The organism is Azospirillum soli, assembly GCF_017876165.1.
Lineage (GTDB): Bacteria > Pseudomonadota > Alphaproteobacteria > Azospirillales > Azospirillaceae > Azospirillum > Azospirillum soli.
This window is the reverse complement of record NZ_JAGINQ010000009.1, coordinates 1-15,884: the sequence shown is the minus strand read 5'-3', so window position 1 is coordinate 15,884 and position 15,884 is coordinate 1. Positions and strand designations below refer to the sequence as shown.

General features: G+C 67.6%; 16 protein-coding genes. 12 read left to right on the top strand and 4 right to left on the bottom strand.

Going from position 1 to position 15,884, the window contains the following annotated elements:
- The first annotated feature begins 147 nt into the window (after positions 1 to 147).
- The 6 genes from J2852_RS15480 to J2852_RS15455 all read left to right on the top strand — a co-directional run bounded on the left by J2852_RS15480 (position 148) and on the right by J2852_RS15455 (position 6,427).
- The gene (locus J2852_RS15480) at positions 148 to 1,686 is read left to right on the top strand and encodes a bifunctional aminoglycoside phosphotransferase/ATP-binding protein (protein WP_209877040.1); all 1,539 of its coding nucleotides are present in this window, start codon (positions 148 to 150) and stop codon (positions 1,684 to 1,686) included.
- A gap of 115 nt (positions 1,687 to 1,801) precedes the next feature.
- Positions 1,802 to 2,668, top strand: coding sequence for a universal stress protein (locus J2852_RS15475; protein ID WP_209877039.1), 867 nt, complete (start codon positions 1,802 to 1,804; stop codon positions 2,666 to 2,668).
- A 110-nt stretch (positions 2,669 to 2,778) separates the two neighbouring features.
- Positions 2,779 to 3,054 carry a hypothetical protein gene (locus J2852_RS15470; RefSeq protein ID WP_209877038.1) on the top strand — a complete coding sequence of 92 codons (276 nt, stop codon included), beginning with the start codon at positions 2,779 to 2,781 and terminating at the stop codon, positions 3,052 to 3,054.
- 147 nt (positions 3,055 to 3,201) lie between these two features.
- The gene (locus tag J2852_RS15465) at positions 3,202 to 3,561 is read left to right on the top strand and encodes a hypothetical protein (RefSeq protein ID WP_209877037.1); all 360 of its coding nucleotides are present in this window, start codon (positions 3,202 to 3,204) and stop codon (positions 3,559 to 3,561) included.
- A gap of 117 nt (positions 3,562 to 3,678) precedes the next feature.
- Positions 3,679 to 6,033, top strand: coding sequence for a PAS domain-containing sensor histidine kinase (locus tag J2852_RS15460; protein ID WP_209877036.1), 2,355 nt, complete (start codon positions 3,679 to 3,681; stop codon positions 6,031 to 6,033).
- 25 nt (positions 6,034 to 6,058) lie between these two features.
- A complete protein-coding gene (locus J2852_RS15455; protein WP_209877035.1) occupies positions 6,059 to 6,427 on the top strand; it encodes a response regulator in 369 nt (122 codons plus the stop codon).
- 48 nt (positions 6,428 to 6,475) lie between these two features.
- Here the strand turns inward: J2852_RS15455 and J2852_RS15450 are convergent, their stop codons facing one another.
- The 3 genes from J2852_RS15450 to folK all read right to left on the bottom strand — a co-directional run bounded on the left by J2852_RS15450 (position 6,476) and on the right by folK (position 8,257).
- The gene (locus tag J2852_RS15450; protein WP_209877033.1) at positions 6,476 to 6,634 is read right to left on the bottom strand and encodes a hypothetical protein; all 159 of its coding nucleotides are present in this window, start codon (positions 6,632 to 6,634) and stop codon (positions 6,476 to 6,478) included.
- A gap of 567 nt (positions 6,635 to 7,201) precedes the next feature.
- Positions 7,202 to 7,603, bottom strand: a complete 402-nt coding sequence (locus J2852_RS15445; protein ID WP_209877030.1) for a dihydroneopterin aldolase — start codon at positions 7,601 to 7,603, stop codon at positions 7,202 to 7,204.
- Positions 7,604 to 7,741: 138 nt separating this feature from the next.
- A complete protein-coding gene (gene folK / locus J2852_RS15440; protein ID WP_209877029.1) occupies positions 7,742 to 8,257 on the bottom strand; it encodes a 2-amino-4-hydroxy-6-hydroxymethyldihydropteridine diphosphokinase in 516 nt (171 codons plus the stop codon).
- 231 nt (positions 8,258 to 8,488) lie between these two features.
- On the opposite strand from folK, the gene J2852_RS15435 reads away from it, so the two are divergent.
- The 3 genes from J2852_RS15435 to J2852_RS15425 all read left to right on the top strand — a co-directional run bounded on the left by J2852_RS15435 (position 8,489) and on the right by J2852_RS15425 (position 10,302).
- Entirely contained in the window at positions 8,489 to 8,929 is a 441-nt protein-coding gene (locus J2852_RS15435) for a hypothetical protein (protein WP_209877027.1), read from the top strand.
- 159 nt (positions 8,930 to 9,088) lie between these two features.
- Positions 9,089 to 9,790 (top strand): SRPBCC family protein, encoded by a 702-nt coding sequence (locus J2852_RS15430; RefSeq protein ID WP_209877025.1) that lies wholly within the window; start codon positions 9,089 to 9,091, stop codon positions 9,788 to 9,790.
- A gap of 131 nt (positions 9,791 to 9,921) precedes the next feature.
- Positions 9,922 to 10,302, top strand: a complete 381-nt coding sequence (locus J2852_RS15425) for a c-type cytochrome (protein ID WP_209877023.1) — start codon at positions 9,922 to 9,924, stop codon at positions 10,300 to 10,302.
- A gap of 72 nt (positions 10,303 to 10,374) precedes the next feature.
- Here J2852_RS15425 and pepN read toward each other — a convergent pair whose 3' ends face one another.
- Positions 10,375 to 13,032, bottom strand: coding sequence for an aminopeptidase N (gene pepN, locus J2852_RS15420; protein WP_209877021.1), 2,658 nt, complete (start codon positions 13,030 to 13,032; stop codon positions 10,375 to 10,377).
- 233 nt (positions 13,033 to 13,265) lie between these two features.
- Here pepN and J2852_RS15415 point away from each other — a divergent pair, with 233 nt between their 5' ends.
- The 3 genes from J2852_RS15415 to J2852_RS15405 are packed head-to-tail and all read left to right on the top strand — an operon-like array spanning position 13,266 to position 15,774.
- Positions 13,266 to 13,997 (top strand): hypothetical protein, encoded by a 732-nt coding sequence (locus J2852_RS15415; RefSeq protein WP_209877019.1) that lies wholly within the window; start codon positions 13,266 to 13,268, stop codon positions 13,995 to 13,997.
- Complete coding sequence (locus J2852_RS15410; RefSeq protein ID WP_209877017.1) at positions 13,994 to 15,166, top strand: M48 family metallopeptidase; 1,173 nt, start codon at positions 13,994 to 13,996, stop codon at positions 15,164 to 15,166. Before J2852_RS15415 ends, J2852_RS15410 begins: the two co-directional genes overlap by 4 nt.
- Positions 15,167 to 15,171: 5 nt before the next feature.
- Positions 15,172 to 15,774 carry a hypothetical protein gene (locus tag J2852_RS15405; RefSeq protein ID WP_209877015.1) on the top strand — a complete coding sequence of 201 codons (603 nt, stop codon included), beginning with the start codon at positions 15,172 to 15,174 and terminating at the stop codon, positions 15,772 to 15,774.
- The last annotated feature ends 110 nt before the right edge of the window (positions 15,775 to 15,884 follow it).

The window sequence follows — 15,884 nt, the reverse complement described above, 5'->3', positions numbered from 1 at the left end:
GTGCTACCTCCTTGATGTCGTGTTGGCGCGGTTGGGGTTCAATGGGGGAAGTCCGGCGGGAAGGGGTGGCTTTAACGCCGCCGCATTTGGACGCATCACCCCGTTGGGACATGGGGGCGATGGCTTGGCCTGTGCTATGATGCTGCCATGCAGCACGCCGACCCCCACGCCACGCAGCAGGAGGTGGCTGCGTTTCTTGAAGACCCGCGCACCCATGGCGGAGCGGCGGTGCAGCGAATCGACACCCACGCGGCCATGGTCTTTCTGGCCGGCGAGCGCGCCTACAAGCTGAAGCGCGCGGTGCGCTATCCCTATCTGGATTTTTCGACGGCGGAGAAGCGGCGGGCCGCCTGCGAGGCGGAACTGGCGCTGAACCGGCGCACAGCGCCCTCGCTCTATCTGGGCGTGACGCCGGTGGTTCGGCGGGCGGATGGAACGCTGGGGCTGGGCGGGGAGGGCCTTGCGGTCGACTGGCTGGTGGTGATGCGGCGCTTTGCGCCGGACCAGCTGTTCGACCGGCGAGCGGAACGCGGGCTGCTGACCGCCGAAACCATGCGCGATCTGGCCGATGCCATCGCCGCCTTCCATGCGGAGGCGGAGCCCCGCAGCGACGGCGGCGGGGTGGAGGCCATGCGCGCGGTGGTGGACGAAAACCTCGCGGAACTGCGCGACCGCCCGGATCTGTTCGCGCCGGAGCGGGTCGGGCGGCTGACACAGCGGTCGGTGGAGGCGCTGGACCGCTGGGGGCCGCTGATCGAGGAGCGGCGGCGGGCGGGCTTCGTCCGGCACTGCCACGGCGACCTGCACCTGCGCAACATCGTGCTGCTGGACGACACGCCGACCCTGTTCGACGGGATCGAGTTCGACGAGTCCTTCGCGGTCATCGACGTCGGCTACGATCTGGCCTTCCTGTTGATGGACCTGGAGCATCGCGGGCTGCGCGCGCTCGGGAACACGGTGCTGAACCGCTATCTGGAAGCGACGGAGGATTACGGCGGGCTGGCGCTGCTGCCGCTGTTTTTGTCAACGCGGGCGGCGGTGCGGGCGAAGATCGCCGCGACAATGGCGGCGATGGAGGAGGATCGCGGGGCGGCCGAAGGGCTGAAACGGGACGCCGTCGCCTATCTGGACCATGCCCTGCGGGCGCTGGAACCCCTGCCGGCGCGGCTGGTGGCGGTCGGCGGCCTGTCGGGAACCGGCAAGTCGCAGTTGGCGCGGGCGGTGGCGCCCGGTCTGGGGTCGGCTCCGGGGGCGGTGGTGCTGCGCTCCGACGTGCTGCGCAAGCGGCTGTTCGGAGTCGGCGAGATGGAGCGGCTGCCGCCGGAGGCCTACGGGCCGGGAACGTCGGAACGGGTCTATGCCGAACTGGCCGAGCGGGCGCGGGCGGTGCTGGCGGCCGGCCACGCGGTCGTCGCCGACGCGGTCTACGCCAAGCCCGAGGAGCGCGCGGCCATCGAGGACATCGCGCGCGGCGCGGGCGTGCGATTCGACGGGGTGTGGCTGGACGCACCGCTGGAGCAACGGGTGGCACGCGTGTCCCGTCGCCGCGGCGACGCCTCCGACGCGACGGCCGAGGTGGCGGAACGCCAGGAATCCTATGAACTTGGAGCCATGTCGTGGGCGCGCGTCGATTCTGGCAGGGATGCAGGGGAAACGCTTGCGGCCACGCTGGAAAGACTGGCGTAATTCCTGGAGGAGCGGGCACGTCGCACGCCGATGAGGTATGATGTTGCGACATCATGCTGGCGGAGCACCGCAACCACCGTCCAAAAGGGCCGGCGGAACGGCCCGGGGGGAGATCATGGCACTCAAGACGATTCTCGTGCCGCTGGCCGGCACCGACAGCGACACCCTGGCGTTGAACGCCGCCTTGAAGGTGGCGCGCGATTTCGACGCTCACGTCGATGCGCTGTTCGTGAAGCTGGACCCGCGCGACGCGGTCCCGATGCTGGGCGAAGGCATGTCGGGCGCCATGGTCGAGGAGATCATGCGCGCCGCCGAGGGCGAGGCGAACGTCCATCTGGCCACCGCCCGCCGCCATTTCGAGGCCGCCGCCCAGGCCGCCCAGGTCGAGCTGCGCGACGCGCCGTCGGCGGTGGAAGGCCCCTCGGTCCGCTGGCGCGAGGTGGTCGGCCGGGTCGAGGACGTGGTGCCGCAGGAAGGCCGGCTGAGCGACCTGCTGGTCTTCTCCCACGCCTCGCTCGACCGCGACACGCAGGGCTATGTGACGGTGGAAACCGCGCTGCTCGGTGCCGCCCGGCCGCTGCTGCTGGCGCCCCGGGACCTGCCGGCCGAGATCGGCCGCACCGTGACCGTGGCCTGGAACGGAAACGCCGAATCGGCCCGCGCCGTGGCCGGGGCGATGCCTTTCATCCAGAGCGCCGACGTGGTCCATGTGCTGACCGCCGAAACCTCCGCCACGCAAGCTGCGGCAGGTCGTCGCATGGCCGAATATCTGGCTTGGCATGACGTTAATGTTCAGTTAACTATTGTCTCACCGGGATCGGAACCCGTCGGCCAAGCCATCATCAACAAGGCCACGCAGCTTGGGTCCGACCTCCTCGTGATGGGGGGCTACGGGCACAGCCGGATGCGGGAAATGATCCTGGGCGGTGTCACCCGCTATGTGCTGAGTCACGCCGGGTTGCCCGTGCTGATGGCCCACTAGATCCGACGCGCGGCGCTGTCTTTTTAAAGGCGCCCTCCACGCCGGTGGTTCAAGAACCACAGGGGTCGCCCCTTATCGGGGCGGCCCGGCACTCGGGAAGGGAACGCGCCATGTTGACGATCGAGGATTGCATCGCGCTCAGCGACCTCACCGAAGATGAAATCGACGCCATCGCGGAGCATGAGCATCTGCCGGAGATGGTGGCCGTGGAGCTGGGCTGTTGCCTGGTCCACACCGCCGACGGTCCCCGCCGGATCGCCCGTTTCATCCGCGACGACATCGAACGCGCCACGAGCCACGGCCAGTCGGTGCACGCGCAGCAACTGACCGTGGTCCTGAAGGACTTCGTGGCGCATCACCCCGTCATGCGGGCGGGGACGATGTAGGGAGGTGGCGAGGCCGGCGAGCCACGGAGGAACAACCGGGCCGCTGAAGAATTAAAGGTTCGGGAGGAAACGCGGGGGCGCCGCCGGCAAACAGCCGTCGGGCGCCCCCGCTGCCATCCGCTCCCTAAAAAGCTGGAGGGAATGCCCGTGCCGCTCAAGAAAATCCGCCTCGAACTCGCCCGCACCTCCGACCATCCGGAGGGCAGCAGCGACCATGGCTACGAGTTCACCGCCCCCTTGACCGGCGACGGCCATTTGGACGCCGAGGAATGGCGCGCCCACAAGACCGCCTGCACCGTTCGCCGATTCTGGCGCGGCGAGGACGAGCAGACCGGCCGGCTGGTTCATCGTGGCAAGGGCTGGCTGTTCGATTACGACGAGGAGGATCCGGACGACGACGAGCCGATTTTCCGCTTCGACCGCCACACGCTGGTGCAGGGCGAATACATCTCCATCACCGAACATGACGGGGTGCAGCGGCCCTTCCGCGTGGTGTGGGTGAAGTAGGAGGGGGCGCGGCGGCTGCGACAATGCGCCTTCGGTCATCCCCACCGCCGCGACACCCCTTTCCTATTCGTTCCATTCCTGGATAGAGTTCGCTCCGGCGTTTCATAAGGTCGGGGCATGCAGCGGTTGGCGGGTGACGCGGTCCTTCCGGTCTCGGACGACGCGCTGCTGGTGATCCAGTGGCGCGATGCGCCCGGTCACCGGATCGACGCCGCCTCGCCCGGTGCGCTGAGCTTCCTGGGGATTGGTGCGGAGGCCGTGGAAGGGGAGCACGTCGGCGTCCTCGACATCCTCCACCCTTCGGACCGGGAACGCTTTCTGGACGAGATCGCCACGGCGCGGCGGCGTGGGCGCGATCGGGTGCGGCACGCCGACCATCGCGTGATCGGGCGCGGTGGGCTGGTCGCGTGGTGGCAGACGGTCACGCTTTTGCGGCCGGAGCCGGGCGGGACGGTCCGCTGCACCAGCCATGCCTTCGACGTCACGGAAGACTCCGACGAGCGGCCAGTGCCGCCGGAAACCGACAAGGCGGACACCCGGCGCGACCTGCACGAGAGCGAGCGGCGGCTCGTCACGCTGCTGGGCAACCTGTCGGGCATGGCCTACCGCCGCCGGGTCGACGACGCCTGGACCATGCTGTTCGCCAGCGAGGGATGCCGGCAGTTGACCGGCTATGGCCCGGAGGAACTGACCGGCGGGGCGGCGGGCTACGGCAGCCTTGTCCATTCCGAGGACCGGGCGCGGATCGCCGGGGCGATGCGCGAGGCCATCGCGCGTCACCGCCGCTTCACGCTGACCTACCGAATCCTGGACCGCGCGGGCGAGCTGAAGCACGTGTGGGAGCAGGGTGTCGGCGTTCCGGGCGCGGATGGGGCGCTGGAGGCCGTGGAGGGCTTCATCACCGACATCACCGGACTGAAGACCGCCGAGGAATCGCTGCACACCCTGTCGCTGGCGGTGGCGCAGAGCCCGGTCGCCGTCGTCATCACCGACGCGCTGGGAAAGACCGCCTACGTCAACCCGCGCTTCACCGCCATGACCGGGCTGGACCTTACCGCCGTGCCGGATCTGGAGGCCTTCGCGCTGAGCTTCACGGAACCGGGAACCGACCAGTTCCGCGCCATGTGGCGCGTGCTGTCGGGCGGTGAGACGTGGTACGGCGAACTGCCGGCGCGGCGCGGCGATGGCGAATTCTACTGGGCGTCGGTCACCATCGCGCCGGTGAAGGACGCCCTGGGCCGGATCACCAACTTCATCGGCACGGCCGACGACGTGACCGAGCGCCGGCAGGCGGAAGAGCAGCTCCGCCGCGCCCAGAAGATGCAGGCGGTCGGCGTGCTGGCCGGCGGAATCGCGCACGACTTCAACAACATCCTGACGGCCATCCTCGGCTACAGCCATCTGGCGCTGGACAGCCTGCCCGAAGGGTCGGAGGTGCGCGACGACGTCGCCCAGGTGACCATCGCCGCCGAACGGGCGAAAGGACTCGTCCAGCAGCTGCTGACCTTCTCGCGCAAGGAGAAGGTGGGGCGGGAGGTCGTGGACCTGCGCGCTGTGGTCGTGGAGGCGTTGCAGCTGGTTCAGCCGACGGTGCCGCTGGACGTGACGCTGCGCTTCCTCAGCGACGACGGGGCCATGATGGTGCTGGCGGCGCCGACGCAGATCCATCAGGTCGTGGTCAACCTGTGCAAGAACGCCCTGGACGCCATCGGCGGCGACGACCTTCGCGGCGGCGGCGACACGATGGGGGAAATCGTGGTGTCGCTGTCCTACGCCGCCGTGGGCGCCACGAAGGAGCTGGCGCGGGCGCGGCTGAACCCCGGCCGCTACGTTTGCCTGACCGTGGCGGACACCGGCGCCGGCATGGACCCGGCGATGATCGACCGCATCTTCGAACCGTTCTTCACGACCAAGGCGGTGGACAAGGGCACCGGACTGGGGCTGGCCGCCGTGCACGGCATCGTCGCCGACCATGGCGGGGTGATCGACGTGGTCAGCACGGCCGGGCAGGGCGCGTCCTTTTCCGTTTACCTGCCGCTGCACGATCCCAACGGACCGCAGCGCGCGGCGGACCGGGAGCGCGGCCGGATTCTGCTGATCGACGACGAGCGGACCATGCTGAGCATGGCCGGGCGGCTGTTGCGGTCGCAGGGCTTTCAGGTGGTCGCCTCGGCCAGCAGCCGGCGCGCCCTGGCGCTGTTCACCATCGCGCCGGACCGGTTCGACCTCGTGGTGCTGGCGCAAAGCCCGGTTGCCCAGGTATGGAAGCTGCTGACCCTGGCCCGCGCCTTCGCGGCGGCGGCGCCGGGCATCCCGATCCTGGTGTGCGGCGACCCGGACAGCGACCTTGAAGGAGCCGCGATCGAGGCGGCCGGCGTCACGCGCATCCTGCGCACGCCGGTGGTGCCGGATCTGTTCGTAACCCTGGCCGGGCAGCTCGTCGACGAGCGGCTGGCGCAGAAGCGCGAGTAACGATGGAAAGGGAGGGCACGCTGCGATGGCCAATGTGCTGATCATCGACGACGACGACATGGTCCGCACCATGCTGCTGCGCACGCTGACACGCGGCGGTCACACGGCGGTGGGCGCGCGGGACGGAATCGAAGGGGTGGCCGCCTTTCGCGAAAACCCGGCCGACCTCGTCATCACCGACATCTTCATGCCCAATCAGGAAGGGCTGGCGACCATCATGGAGCTGCGGCGCGGCTTTCCCAGCATCAAGATCATCGCGATTTCGGGCGGCGGGGCGCGCGCCTCGCTGGACGTGCTGCCGGTGGCCGAGGCGCTCGGCGCGCAGAAGACGCTGCGCAAGCCATTCACCCCGGCGGAGGTGATGGACGCGGTGCGCGAGGTGTTGGGGGAGTGAGCGTGTTCACCCCTCTCCCAGCGAGGCGGGGAGAGGGGAATTTGAGAATCAGGCGGCCATCCTCTCTTCTCGGGCGCGGAGGTTGCGGCGGACCTGTTCAAGAAGTTGATGCATGTTTTCCCGGCTGATCCCATCACGCTTCATCAGGGCAATGACGATCGGCTCTTCCAGGAGTTCGAACAGCGTCGGATCCTTCTGATGGTCCATGTTTCCCTCCCTGGGCATCCCGTTGAATAGGCACCGGCTTTTTGATTATGTGCGGAACAGAATTACGCAATAATACGGTATTGCGTAATATTCTGTCACTAGCGCTTTGGGCGACCGGCCTTATGGACTATGTGCACTAACGTCCGGTCCAATGTCCATCCGCCCAGGAGGGGTACACCCGCCGGACGTTATCCTACGGGAGATAGGGGTGGGCCTCCTCAACCGCAAGCCCGTCCTTTTATAAGCCATGGCCGGTTTTGGGCGACGGCGATCCGGCAAAGTTCTTGCCTGCACCCACAACAGGCTTAAGCACAGCCGTGCTGTGTCCAAGGGGCCTGGGAGCTTTCCGTTTCGGTCATGCCCGGACTTGATCCGGGCATCCACGGCGATGGATAGGCGTTCCCGATCCGGCGTGGATGCCCGTGTCAAGCACGGGCATGACGATGAGAAGAGGTGCTTGCCTCAAACAGACATCCACAAGACGATGAGCAAAAGCCCGCCGAACACCAAAGTGCAGAGGTAGGGTCAACCAAAGGACGGCCTACAGGCTTTTTCCCCTCGTAGGGTTCAGGGTTCGTCCAGACGGGTGCGGGTGATCGACACGCCGGCCGCGGCGGTGTCGGGTTGCAGGGACGGAAGCTCCACATCGACACGGACGCGGCGAACCTTGTCATGGGCCAGGCACAGGCCGGCGGTGCGGTCGGCGAGGTAGTCAGCGCCGGGAATCGCGTCTTCGGCGCAGAGACGGCGCAGATCCTCCACGATGTCCTCATAGGACATGACGGCGGTGATGTCGTCGGGAAAGCCCCGGCCGGGATGGCTGACCTTCAGCTCCAGGCTGATGCTCACCGGGCAGCGCTCGGGACGGCCGGCGATCGACACGGTGGCGGTGAAATCCCGAAGCAGGATGGTGTAGGTCTGTGTCGCGCCGGTGGCGTCGGCGCGTCGGGAAGCGGTGTCGTTGGCCAAAAACGGGTCTCCACGCGGACGGCGGCCTTGGCGATGCCGGACCCTGGCCGGGCGGCCGCATCGTCGCTCTAACGAAGGCCACTATAGCGCAACGGCCCGCATTTGCCACTATACGGGCCAACCATACGGCAATCGCCGTTACACGGCCTCCGCCAGCATGCCGGGGAGGGCGTCAGGCAGCGGAACCACCGTGTCCTTGCCGGGAACGGCGGCCAGCAGCTCGCCGAACGTGCGGTTCAGCGCCGGGTGGCGGACGGTTGCCGCGATGTCGGCCAGCGGGCAGAGGACGAAGGCGCGTTCCGAAATGCGCGGGTGGGGGATTTCCAGCTCCGGCGCATACATCACCAGAGCGCCATAGAGCAGGATATCGATGTCGATCGGACGCGGGCCGAAACGCAAGCCACCCTGCCTGCGGCCTAGTTCGGCCTCGATTTCCTTGACGAAACCCAGCAATTCCCAAGGCGCCAGTTCCGTCTCGCCACGCACCGCCATGTTGAGGAAGGCGGGCTGGTCGGTGACGTACATGGGCGCCGTCTCGTAGACGCGCGAGTGACGGTCGATGCGCACCTTCGGTTCCAGGTGCCGCAGCGCGGCCGCAAGATTGGCGGCGCGGTCACCGAGGTTGCTGCCCAGCGCGAGATAGACCGTCGTCATAATGGACCGCTGCTTCGTCGAAAGTCGTTTGCGTCAAAAGTCGTTAGTCGAAACCAACGGATGTCTACTCATACCAACAGCCATGGCCGATCACAATCGGCAAAGCGTGATAGTTTTCCGAATTGCCGACCCGCAGTCTTCCGGGTCGGGTCGGGAACCGGGAGGCCATGGCCTGGGTTGTGCTTGACGGAGCATTGTGGCGCGGACGATGTGCTTGGGAGGGTGACGGCGATGTCGGTGAGGCGTGTTGCGGCCTTGGTTGTGGGTGCGGCGGGGCCGCTGCTGGTGGCGTGCGCCACGGGACCGGATCCGCAGCTGGCGCAACGCGCCCGCGTTGAAATGGTCGGCATGCCGAAGGAGCGCCTGCTCGCCTGTGCCGGCGTGCCCGAGCGTCAGGCGACCGTGGAGGGCAAGGAGTATTACACCTACGTGCAGCGCCCCAGCTACGCCGCCAGCCCCAGCACCAGCTTGGGCATCGGCGGGTTCGGCGGCAGTTCCAGCGGGGTCGGGGTTGGGCTCGGCTTCGGTTTTCCGCTGTTTACCGACGGGGGAAGCGGCTGCGAGGCGACCTTCGTGCTTGGCGGAGGCGTGGTGGAGCAGCTGTCCTATCCGGCAAGCGCGCCGCTGTCGGCCTGCACGCCCATCGTCCAGAACTGCCTGCCGCCGCGCTGATCGGGACCGCATCGACGGGGGCCGTCAGGGGGCCATCAGACAGAGCATCGAACGGGGGTGTCGCGCAACGCCAGGATGCCGTATCGTCCGGCGTAAGCTTGGCCGCAACGCCCACGGGAAGGGTGGGGCCGCACCCCGAGGGTTGGGAGGGACGATGTCATGGAGATGAGCGGAAGCCAGCGCATCGAGGCGCCGCGCGAACGCGTGTGGGAGGCGCTGAACGATCCGGAGATCCTGCGCCAGTGCATTCCCGGATGCGAGGTGGTGGATAAGGTCTCCGACACCGAATTCACCGCCAAGGTGGTCGCCAAGGTCGGGCCGGTCAGCGCCAAGTTCTCCGGCAAGGTCACCCTGTCCGACATCGACCCGCCCAACGGCTACACCATCACCGGCGAGGGATCGGGCGGCGCCGCCGGCTTCGGCAAGGGCGGGGCCAAGGTGGCGCTGGAGCCGGACGGCAGCGCGACGCTGCTGTCCTACACCGCGCACGCCCAGGTGGGCGGCAAGCTGGCGCAGATCGGATCGCGTCTGGTCGATGCCACCGCGCGCAAGATGGCCGACGACTTCTTCACGCGCTTCACCGCCGTGGTCGGCGCGCCCGCGCCCCAGGAGCCGCCGCGCGCTGAAACGCCGGCCGAACCGCCGGCTGAGTCATCGGCTGAACCGCTGGAAGCCCGGCCGGTCGGCGCGGCGGTAGCGCCTGCCGTTACGCCCGCCGTGGCCGAGGCGCCGCCGGAAATTCCGCTGCCGATTCCGGCGGTTCAGGGGAAGAGCGCCGGCGGGCGCGGCGGGCTGTATGTGCCCTGGGCGGCGCTGATCGCCGTTGCCGCGTTGCTCGCCGTGCTGGCATGGATGAAATAACCCGATTTCGCTGTTTATCAGGCTGCGGCCACATGTTGGGGGGTTGGCCTAAATCCCAGAATGTGTATGCTGCCGCACGTCTCGCCGGCCGCTCGTGCCGGTCAACAAATTCCGGAAGGGAAACCAACCAAATGAAGAAGCAGCTTCTGGGCGCCGCCCTGATCGCCGGCATCGCCATGGGCGCGGGCGCCGCGCAGGCCGCCGATGCCGCCGCCGGCAAGGACGTGTTCAAGCAGTGCATGGCCTGCCACACCACCGAGCAGGGCAAGAACAAGGTCGGCCCGTCGCTGTTCGGCGTCGTCGGCCGCCCGGCCGGCTCGATCGAAGGCTTCAAGTACTCCAAGCCGATGCAGGAGAAGGCCGCCGGTGGCCTCACCTGGACCCCGGAGAACCTGAAGGCCTACATCACCGCCCCGAAGGAAGTCGTTCCGGGCGGCACGATGGCCTACGCCGGCCTGAAGGACGCGCAGAAGGTTGACGATCTGATCGCCTTCCTGTCCGAGCAGAAGTGAGCCTGACGCGGGTATAACCGCGACGCGCCGGGCCGGAGGGTGATCTCCGGCCCGGTTTCGTTTTGGGGGGTGTTACCCCGCCGCCTCCAGGCTCTTGCTCGCCACCTCGAACACGTCGGGGGACAGGCCCGGCGTGGCGACGATCCGCTCCAACTCCGCCCGCATCAGGGCGCGGCGCTTGGAGTCGTAGCGGCGCAGGCGCGAGAAGGGGCCCATCAGCCGCGCCGCCACCTGTGGGTTCATCGGGTCGAGACGGAGCACCTGATCGGCCAGGAAGCGGTAGCCGGCCCCGCCCGCCTCGTGGAAGCGCACAGGATTGCCGCCGGCGAAGCCGCCGATCAGCGCGTAGACCTTGTTCGGGTTGCGGATCTCGAAGGCCGGGTGGTCCAGAAGCTTGGTCACCCGCTCCAGCGTGTCGGCGCGGTGGGAGGTGGCCTGCACGCCGAACCACTTGTCCACCACCAGCGGCTCGCCCTTCCAGCGCTCGTAGAAGCCGGCGATGGCGTCCTCGCGCTCTGGCGCGTCGGCGTTGCTGAGGAACTGGAGGGCGGCGATCACGTCGGTCATCGCCTGCGCGCCGTGATACTGGCCGAGCGTGAGGCCGAGCGCCTCCTCGTCCTCCAGCGCCATCAGATAGGCGAGGCACAGGTTCTTCAGCGCGCGGCGGCCGATGGCGGCGGCGTCCACGGTGAAGGGCTCGTTGCCGGCATTGCGGCGATGGGTGGCGAGCCATTCGGGGCGCAGCGCCTTGGCCAGCGTGCGGCGGGCGAACTCGCGGGCCGTGTGGATGGCGTCGGGGTCGATCACCTCCATCTGCGTGCCGAGATAGGCCTCGGTCGGCAGGACGAGCGCCTGGGCGGCGAAGGCCGGATCCCGGTCGGCGTCCTTCAGAACGGCGGCGACGGCGTCGATGAAGCTCTGCGGCAGAACCAGCTCGCGGCCGGCCTGCTGGTCGGCGACGAGGGACAGCAGCAGGCGCGTGCCCAGGATCTGGCCGGCCTCCCAACGGTTGAAGGCGTCGCTGTCGTTGGCCATCAGGAAGGTCAGGTCGGCGTCCGACAGGTCGGCCTTCAGCTTCACCGGGGCGGAGAAGCCGCGCAGCAGAGACGGCACCGGGCGGGCGGGCACGTCCACGAACTCGAAGGTCTGTTCGGCCTGGGTGACGTGCAGGGTGCGGCTGGTGCCGGCCGGCGCGTCCTCGCCCTTCAGGCGGAGCGGCAGATCCGCGCCGTCGGGCCCGAGCAGCCCCATGACGAGCGGGATGTGCGTCGGCTGCTTGTCGGGTTGGCCGGGGGTGGGCGGGACGGTCTGCTTCACCGTCAGGCGGTAGGTGCGGGCCGCGTCGTCATAGGCGCCGGACACGTCCAGTTCCGGCGTGCCGGCCTGCCGGTACCACAGCTTGAACTGGGAGAGGTCCACGCCGGTCGCGTCGGCCATGGCGGCGACGAAGTCGTCGCAGGTCACCGCTTGCCCGTCGTGGCGCTGGAAGTACAGATCCATGCCCTTGCGGAAGCCCTGCGGCCCCAGCAGGGTGTGGATCATGCGGATCACCTCGGCCCCCTTGTCGTAGACGGTGGGGGTGTAGAAGTTGTTGATCTCCACATAGCTGTCCGGGCGCACGGGGTGCGCCATGGCGCCGGAATCCTCCGGGAACTGCACGGTGCGCAGGCGCTGCACGTCGGCGATGCGCTTCACCGCGCGGGAGTTCATGTCGGAGGAGAATTCCTGATCGCGGAAGACGGTCAGGCCTTCCTTCAGCGACAGCTGGAACCAGTCGCGGCAGGTGACGCGGTTGCCGGTCCAGTTGTGGAAATACTCGTGCGCCACCACGGCCTCGATGCCCAGGAAATCCTGGTCGGTGGCGGTCTCCGGCTTCGCCAGGATGTATTTGGTGTTGAAGACGTTGAGCGACTTGTTCTCCATCGCCCCCATGTTGAAGTCGCCGACCGCGACGATGTTGAAGATGTCCAGGTCGTATTCGAGGCCGTAGACCTCCTCGTCCCAGCGCATCGACTTGATCAGCGAGCGCATGGCGTGATCGACCTTGTCTTCGTTCCCCGGCTCCACGTAGATGCGCAACGTCACGTCACGCCCAGACGCGGTGCGGAAACGGTCCTCGACGTGGCGCAGGTTGCCGGCGACCAGCGCGAACAGGTAGCAGGGCTTGGGGAACGGATCCTCCCAGCGCGCCCAGTGGCGGCCGTCGCCGGTCTCTCCGGAATCGGCGAGGTTGCCGTTGGACAGCAGCACCGGATAGCGTGCCTTGTCCGCCGTGATGGTCGTGGTGTAGCGGGCCATTACGTCCGGCCGGTCGGCGAAATAGGTGATCTTGCGGAAGCCCTCGGCTTCGCACTGGGAGCAGAAGTTGCCGGAGGATTTGTAGAGGCCCTCCAATGCCGTGTTCTCCTGCGGCTTGATGCGGACGACCGTTTCCAGCGTGAAGGCATCCGGCACGCGCGGGATGGTCAGGTGGTCGGGCGTGACCGTGTAGTCGTCGGGCGACAGCGCCTTGCCATCAAGCGTGACCGAAACCAGTTCCAGCCGCTGGCCGTCCAGCGTCAGGGGCGGATTCTCGGCGTCGTCGCGCGCCGGATTGCGGCGCAGGGACAGGACGGCGCGGACCGTGGTCGCGTCCTCGCCCAAGTCGAAATGCAGATCGACCGTGTCGATCAGGTGCGCGGGCGGACGGTAGTCCTGCAGGCGGATGGCCTTGGGCGTGCCTTTGTCCATGGTGGCTTTTCTCTAACCTTGTTGGGCTTTGCCGGCGTCAATTGAGCAAACGGTAGCATGAGAGTGGGGCTCCGTCTGCGCTCCGTCCATGGGGGAAGACGGACAGGGGACCTTGCTGTGTGCGAAAAGGTCGCATGAAGGAAACATTATGACGTGGTTGAAAGGCTGATTTTTGCAGCTATAGAGTGCGCGTGTCATGCGTATGAAATCTTGTAACGCGCGCAGGTGATAGCATGTGGTCAACCGTTCCGTCGTTCCGCCCGGCGCCCTCACTCGTCCGAATGGCGGCCGTCCTGCTTCTTGCGCTGAGTGTTGCCGGCTGTCAGACGGCGGCCAAGCAGGTGGAGACGATCAAGCGTCCCGGCGGAAACGCCCGCATCGTGCTGATGCCGCTCGACGTGGAATTGGCCGAGCTGTCGGCCTCTGGCATGCAGGAACCGAAGGCCGACTGGACGGAGGCGGGGCGCGCGCATCTTGCCGCCGCGTTCCAGGCGGAACAGAGCGACCTGGGTTTGCAGATTGCCGGCTTCGACGAGGCGGCGATGAAGCCGGAGGTCGTGGACACGCTGCACCAGTTGCAGAAGCTGCACGCGAAGGTCGGGCACGCGATCCTGATGCATCATTTCTTCGAACCGTTGAAGCTGCCCAGCAAACGCGGCAAGTTCGACTGGTCGCTGGGGCCGTCGGCCCGAGCGTTGCGGGAGGCGACCGGGGCCGATTACGCGCTGTTCGTCTGGGTGCGCGACAGCTACTCCTCCGGCGGCCGGGTTGCGCTAATGGTGGCGGCGGCGCTTCTGGGCGTCAGCGTCCAGGGCGGTTCGCAGATCGGCTTCGCATCGCTGGTCGATCTGGAGAACGGCGACATCGTCTGGTTCAACCGTCTGCTGCGCGGCATGGGCGACCTGCGCACGGCGGAACCGGCGCGCGAGACCGCCAAGGTGCTGCTGACGGAATTCCCGAAATGACGCCGATCAGTCGGCGGAGTCTCCTGGCCGGCTGCGGGTGCTGCACGGGGCTGGCGCTTGCCGGGTGCACGACGACGGGCGGCGACGCAACGGCGCCCGGATACAAGCCCGCGCTGGCCACCGACGAGGGCGGCCTCTGGCAGATCATGGACAAGACCGAGGCGGAGTTGAAACGTTCCCGCGGTCTGGTGCGCGATGAGGGGCTGACCCGTTACATCCGCGACATCGTGTGCCGCATGGCCGCCGACCACTGCCCGGACGTCCGTGTCTATGTCGTCCGCACGCCGGTGTTCAACGCGTCCATGGCGCCCAACGGCATGATGCAGGTCTATTCCGGCCTGCTGCTGCGCACCCGCAACGAGGCGCAACTGGCCGCCGTTCTGGGCCACGAGATGGGGCATTTCCTGCGCAAGCACGCCCTGAACCGCTGGCGCGACGCCAGGGCCAAGGCCGACTTCGCCGCGTTCCTGGGGCTGGGCTTGGCGCTGGCCGGCGCGCCGCTTGCCGGTGGCGTGGCGCAGATGGCTTTGGTCGCCAGCGCCTTCTCCTACAACCGGGACCAAGAGCGGGAGGCCGACGACATCGGCATCACTCTGATGGCCAAGGCCGGCTACGCGCCGGGCGAGGCGGCGCGGGTCTGGGAACAGCTGATCGCCGAAAAGAAGGCGATGGCCGAGGAAGCCGAGCGCAACCTGTTCTTCGCCTCCCACCCCGAGCCCGAGGAACGGCAGCAGACCTTGAGCGCCAAAGCGAAGACGCTGGTCCAGCCGGGGCAGACCGACGGCGCGCAGCCCTACCGCGCGCAACTGCGCGGGTTGCGCCGCACACTGTTCGAGGATGAACTGCGCCTGCGGCAGTTTCCGCGCACGCTGGTGCTGCTCGACCGGCTCAGCGCCGACGTGCCGCCGGACGCGGACGTCATGCATTTCTATGGCGAAACCTACCGGCTGCGCGCCGAGAACGGGGATTTGGAGCGGGCGCGCGGCTGGTATGAGCGATCCGTCGCACAGCAGGACGCTCCGCCGGAAGCCTGGCGGGGGCTGGGGCTCGTACTGCGCCAGCAGAGGGAAGGGGCGCGGGCATCCGACGCCTTGCAGCGTTATCTCGCGCTCGCTCGGAACGCCACCGACCGCGAACTGATCCAAAGCTACATCACCATGGGGAGCTGACCTGCATGCCGCAGACCTTCGTCCGCGTCCTGGCCGTGACGCTGGCGCTCACCGCGCTGTCCGGCTGCGCGCGTTATTCGCTGGTTCAGCCGGCGAAAAGAACCGTCCAGAATGCCATGGTCGTCGAACCCGGCATCGAGTGGAACCGCATCGACCAACTCGGTTGGGAAGACACCGGACGCCTGGACGTCTGGACCGTCGACGGCGAGGGGCTGCACAACCTCCTGCTGCTGTCCGGCGTCGAGGACGGCAAGCCTCTGTTCAACGCCGCACCCGGCACCAAGGAAACACCGCCGGCCTTCCGCAAGGGCATGACGACGGACGAGCTGGTGTCCCTGTTCGAGGCGGCCTACACGAAGGTAAACACAGCGACCGTCTACACCACCCGCGCCGTCAAGCCGGTGACGGTGTCCGGCGGCGACGGCGTCCGCATCGAGTTTTCCTTCGTCGGCAAGGACGAGGTCGATCGCGAGGGCGTCGCCGTGGCCACGCAAAAGGACGGCAAGCTCTACATGGTCGTCCATCAGGCGCCGAAGCTGCATTACCAGCAGAAGTTCATGCCGGAGGTGGAACGCATTCTTGCGTCCATGCAGGTGGTGGGGAAATAAGCTGCGGGCTAAAGAGGATTGTTTTTGGGTGTAGACGGCATTTTGGCTGGCCCGTGCTGTTGGAGTGAGACACCGTCGAAGGGTCTGCGTCCATGGGCCAGCCGTATTCC

What these genes read in the sequence shown, in the direction of transcription:
- J2852_RS15480 (WP_209877040.1), top strand. Translation starts at nt 148, where the DNA reads ATGCAGCACGCCGACCCCCACGCCACGCAGCAGGAGGTGGCTGCGTTT.
- J2852_RS15475 (WP_209877039.1), top strand. Translation starts at nt 1,802, where the DNA reads ATGGCACTCAAGACGATTCTCGTGCCGCTGGCCGGCACCGACAGCGAC.
- J2852_RS15470 (WP_209877038.1), top strand. Translation starts at nt 2,779, where the DNA reads ATGTTGACGATCGAGGATTGCATCGCGCTCAGCGACCTCACCGAAGAT.
- J2852_RS15460 (WP_209877036.1), top strand. Translation starts at nt 3,679, where the DNA reads ATGCAGCGGTTGGCGGGTGACGCGGTCCTTCCGGTCTCGGACGACGCG.
- J2852_RS15455 (WP_209877035.1), top strand. Translation starts at nt 6,059, where the DNA reads ATGGCCAATGTGCTGATCATCGACGACGACGACATGGTCCGCACCATG.
- J2852_RS15450 (WP_209877033.1), bottom strand. Translation starts at nt 6,634, where the DNA reads ATGGACCATCAGAAGGATCCGACGCTGTTCGAACTCCTGGAAGAGCCG.
- folK (WP_209877029.1), bottom strand. Translation starts at nt 8,257, where the DNA reads ATGACGACGGTCTATCTCGCGCTGGGCAGCAACCTCGGTGACCGCGCC.
- J2852_RS15435 (WP_209877027.1), top strand. Translation starts at nt 8,489, where the DNA reads ATGTCGGTGAGGCGTGTTGCGGCCTTGGTTGTGGGTGCGGCGGGGCCG.
- J2852_RS15430 (WP_209877025.1), top strand. Translation starts at nt 9,089, where the DNA reads ATGGAGATGAGCGGAAGCCAGCGCATCGAGGCGCCGCGCGAACGCGTG.
- J2852_RS15425 (WP_209877023.1), top strand. Translation starts at nt 9,922, where the DNA reads ATGAAGAAGCAGCTTCTGGGCGCCGCCCTGATCGCCGGCATCGCCATG.
- pepN (WP_209877021.1), bottom strand. Translation starts at nt 13,032, where the DNA reads ATGGACAAAGGCACGCCCAAGGCCATCCGCCTGCAGGACTACCGTCCG.
- J2852_RS15415 (WP_209877019.1), top strand. Translation starts at nt 13,266, where the DNA reads ATGTGGTCAACCGTTCCGTCGTTCCGCCCGGCGCCCTCACTCGTCCGA.
- J2852_RS15410 (WP_209877017.1), top strand. Translation starts at nt 13,994, where the DNA reads ATGACGCCGATCAGTCGGCGGAGTCTCCTGGCCGGCTGCGGGTGCTGC.
- J2852_RS15405 (WP_209877015.1), top strand. Translation starts at nt 15,172, where the DNA reads ATGCCGCAGACCTTCGTCCGCGTCCTGGCCGTGACGCTGGCGCTCACC.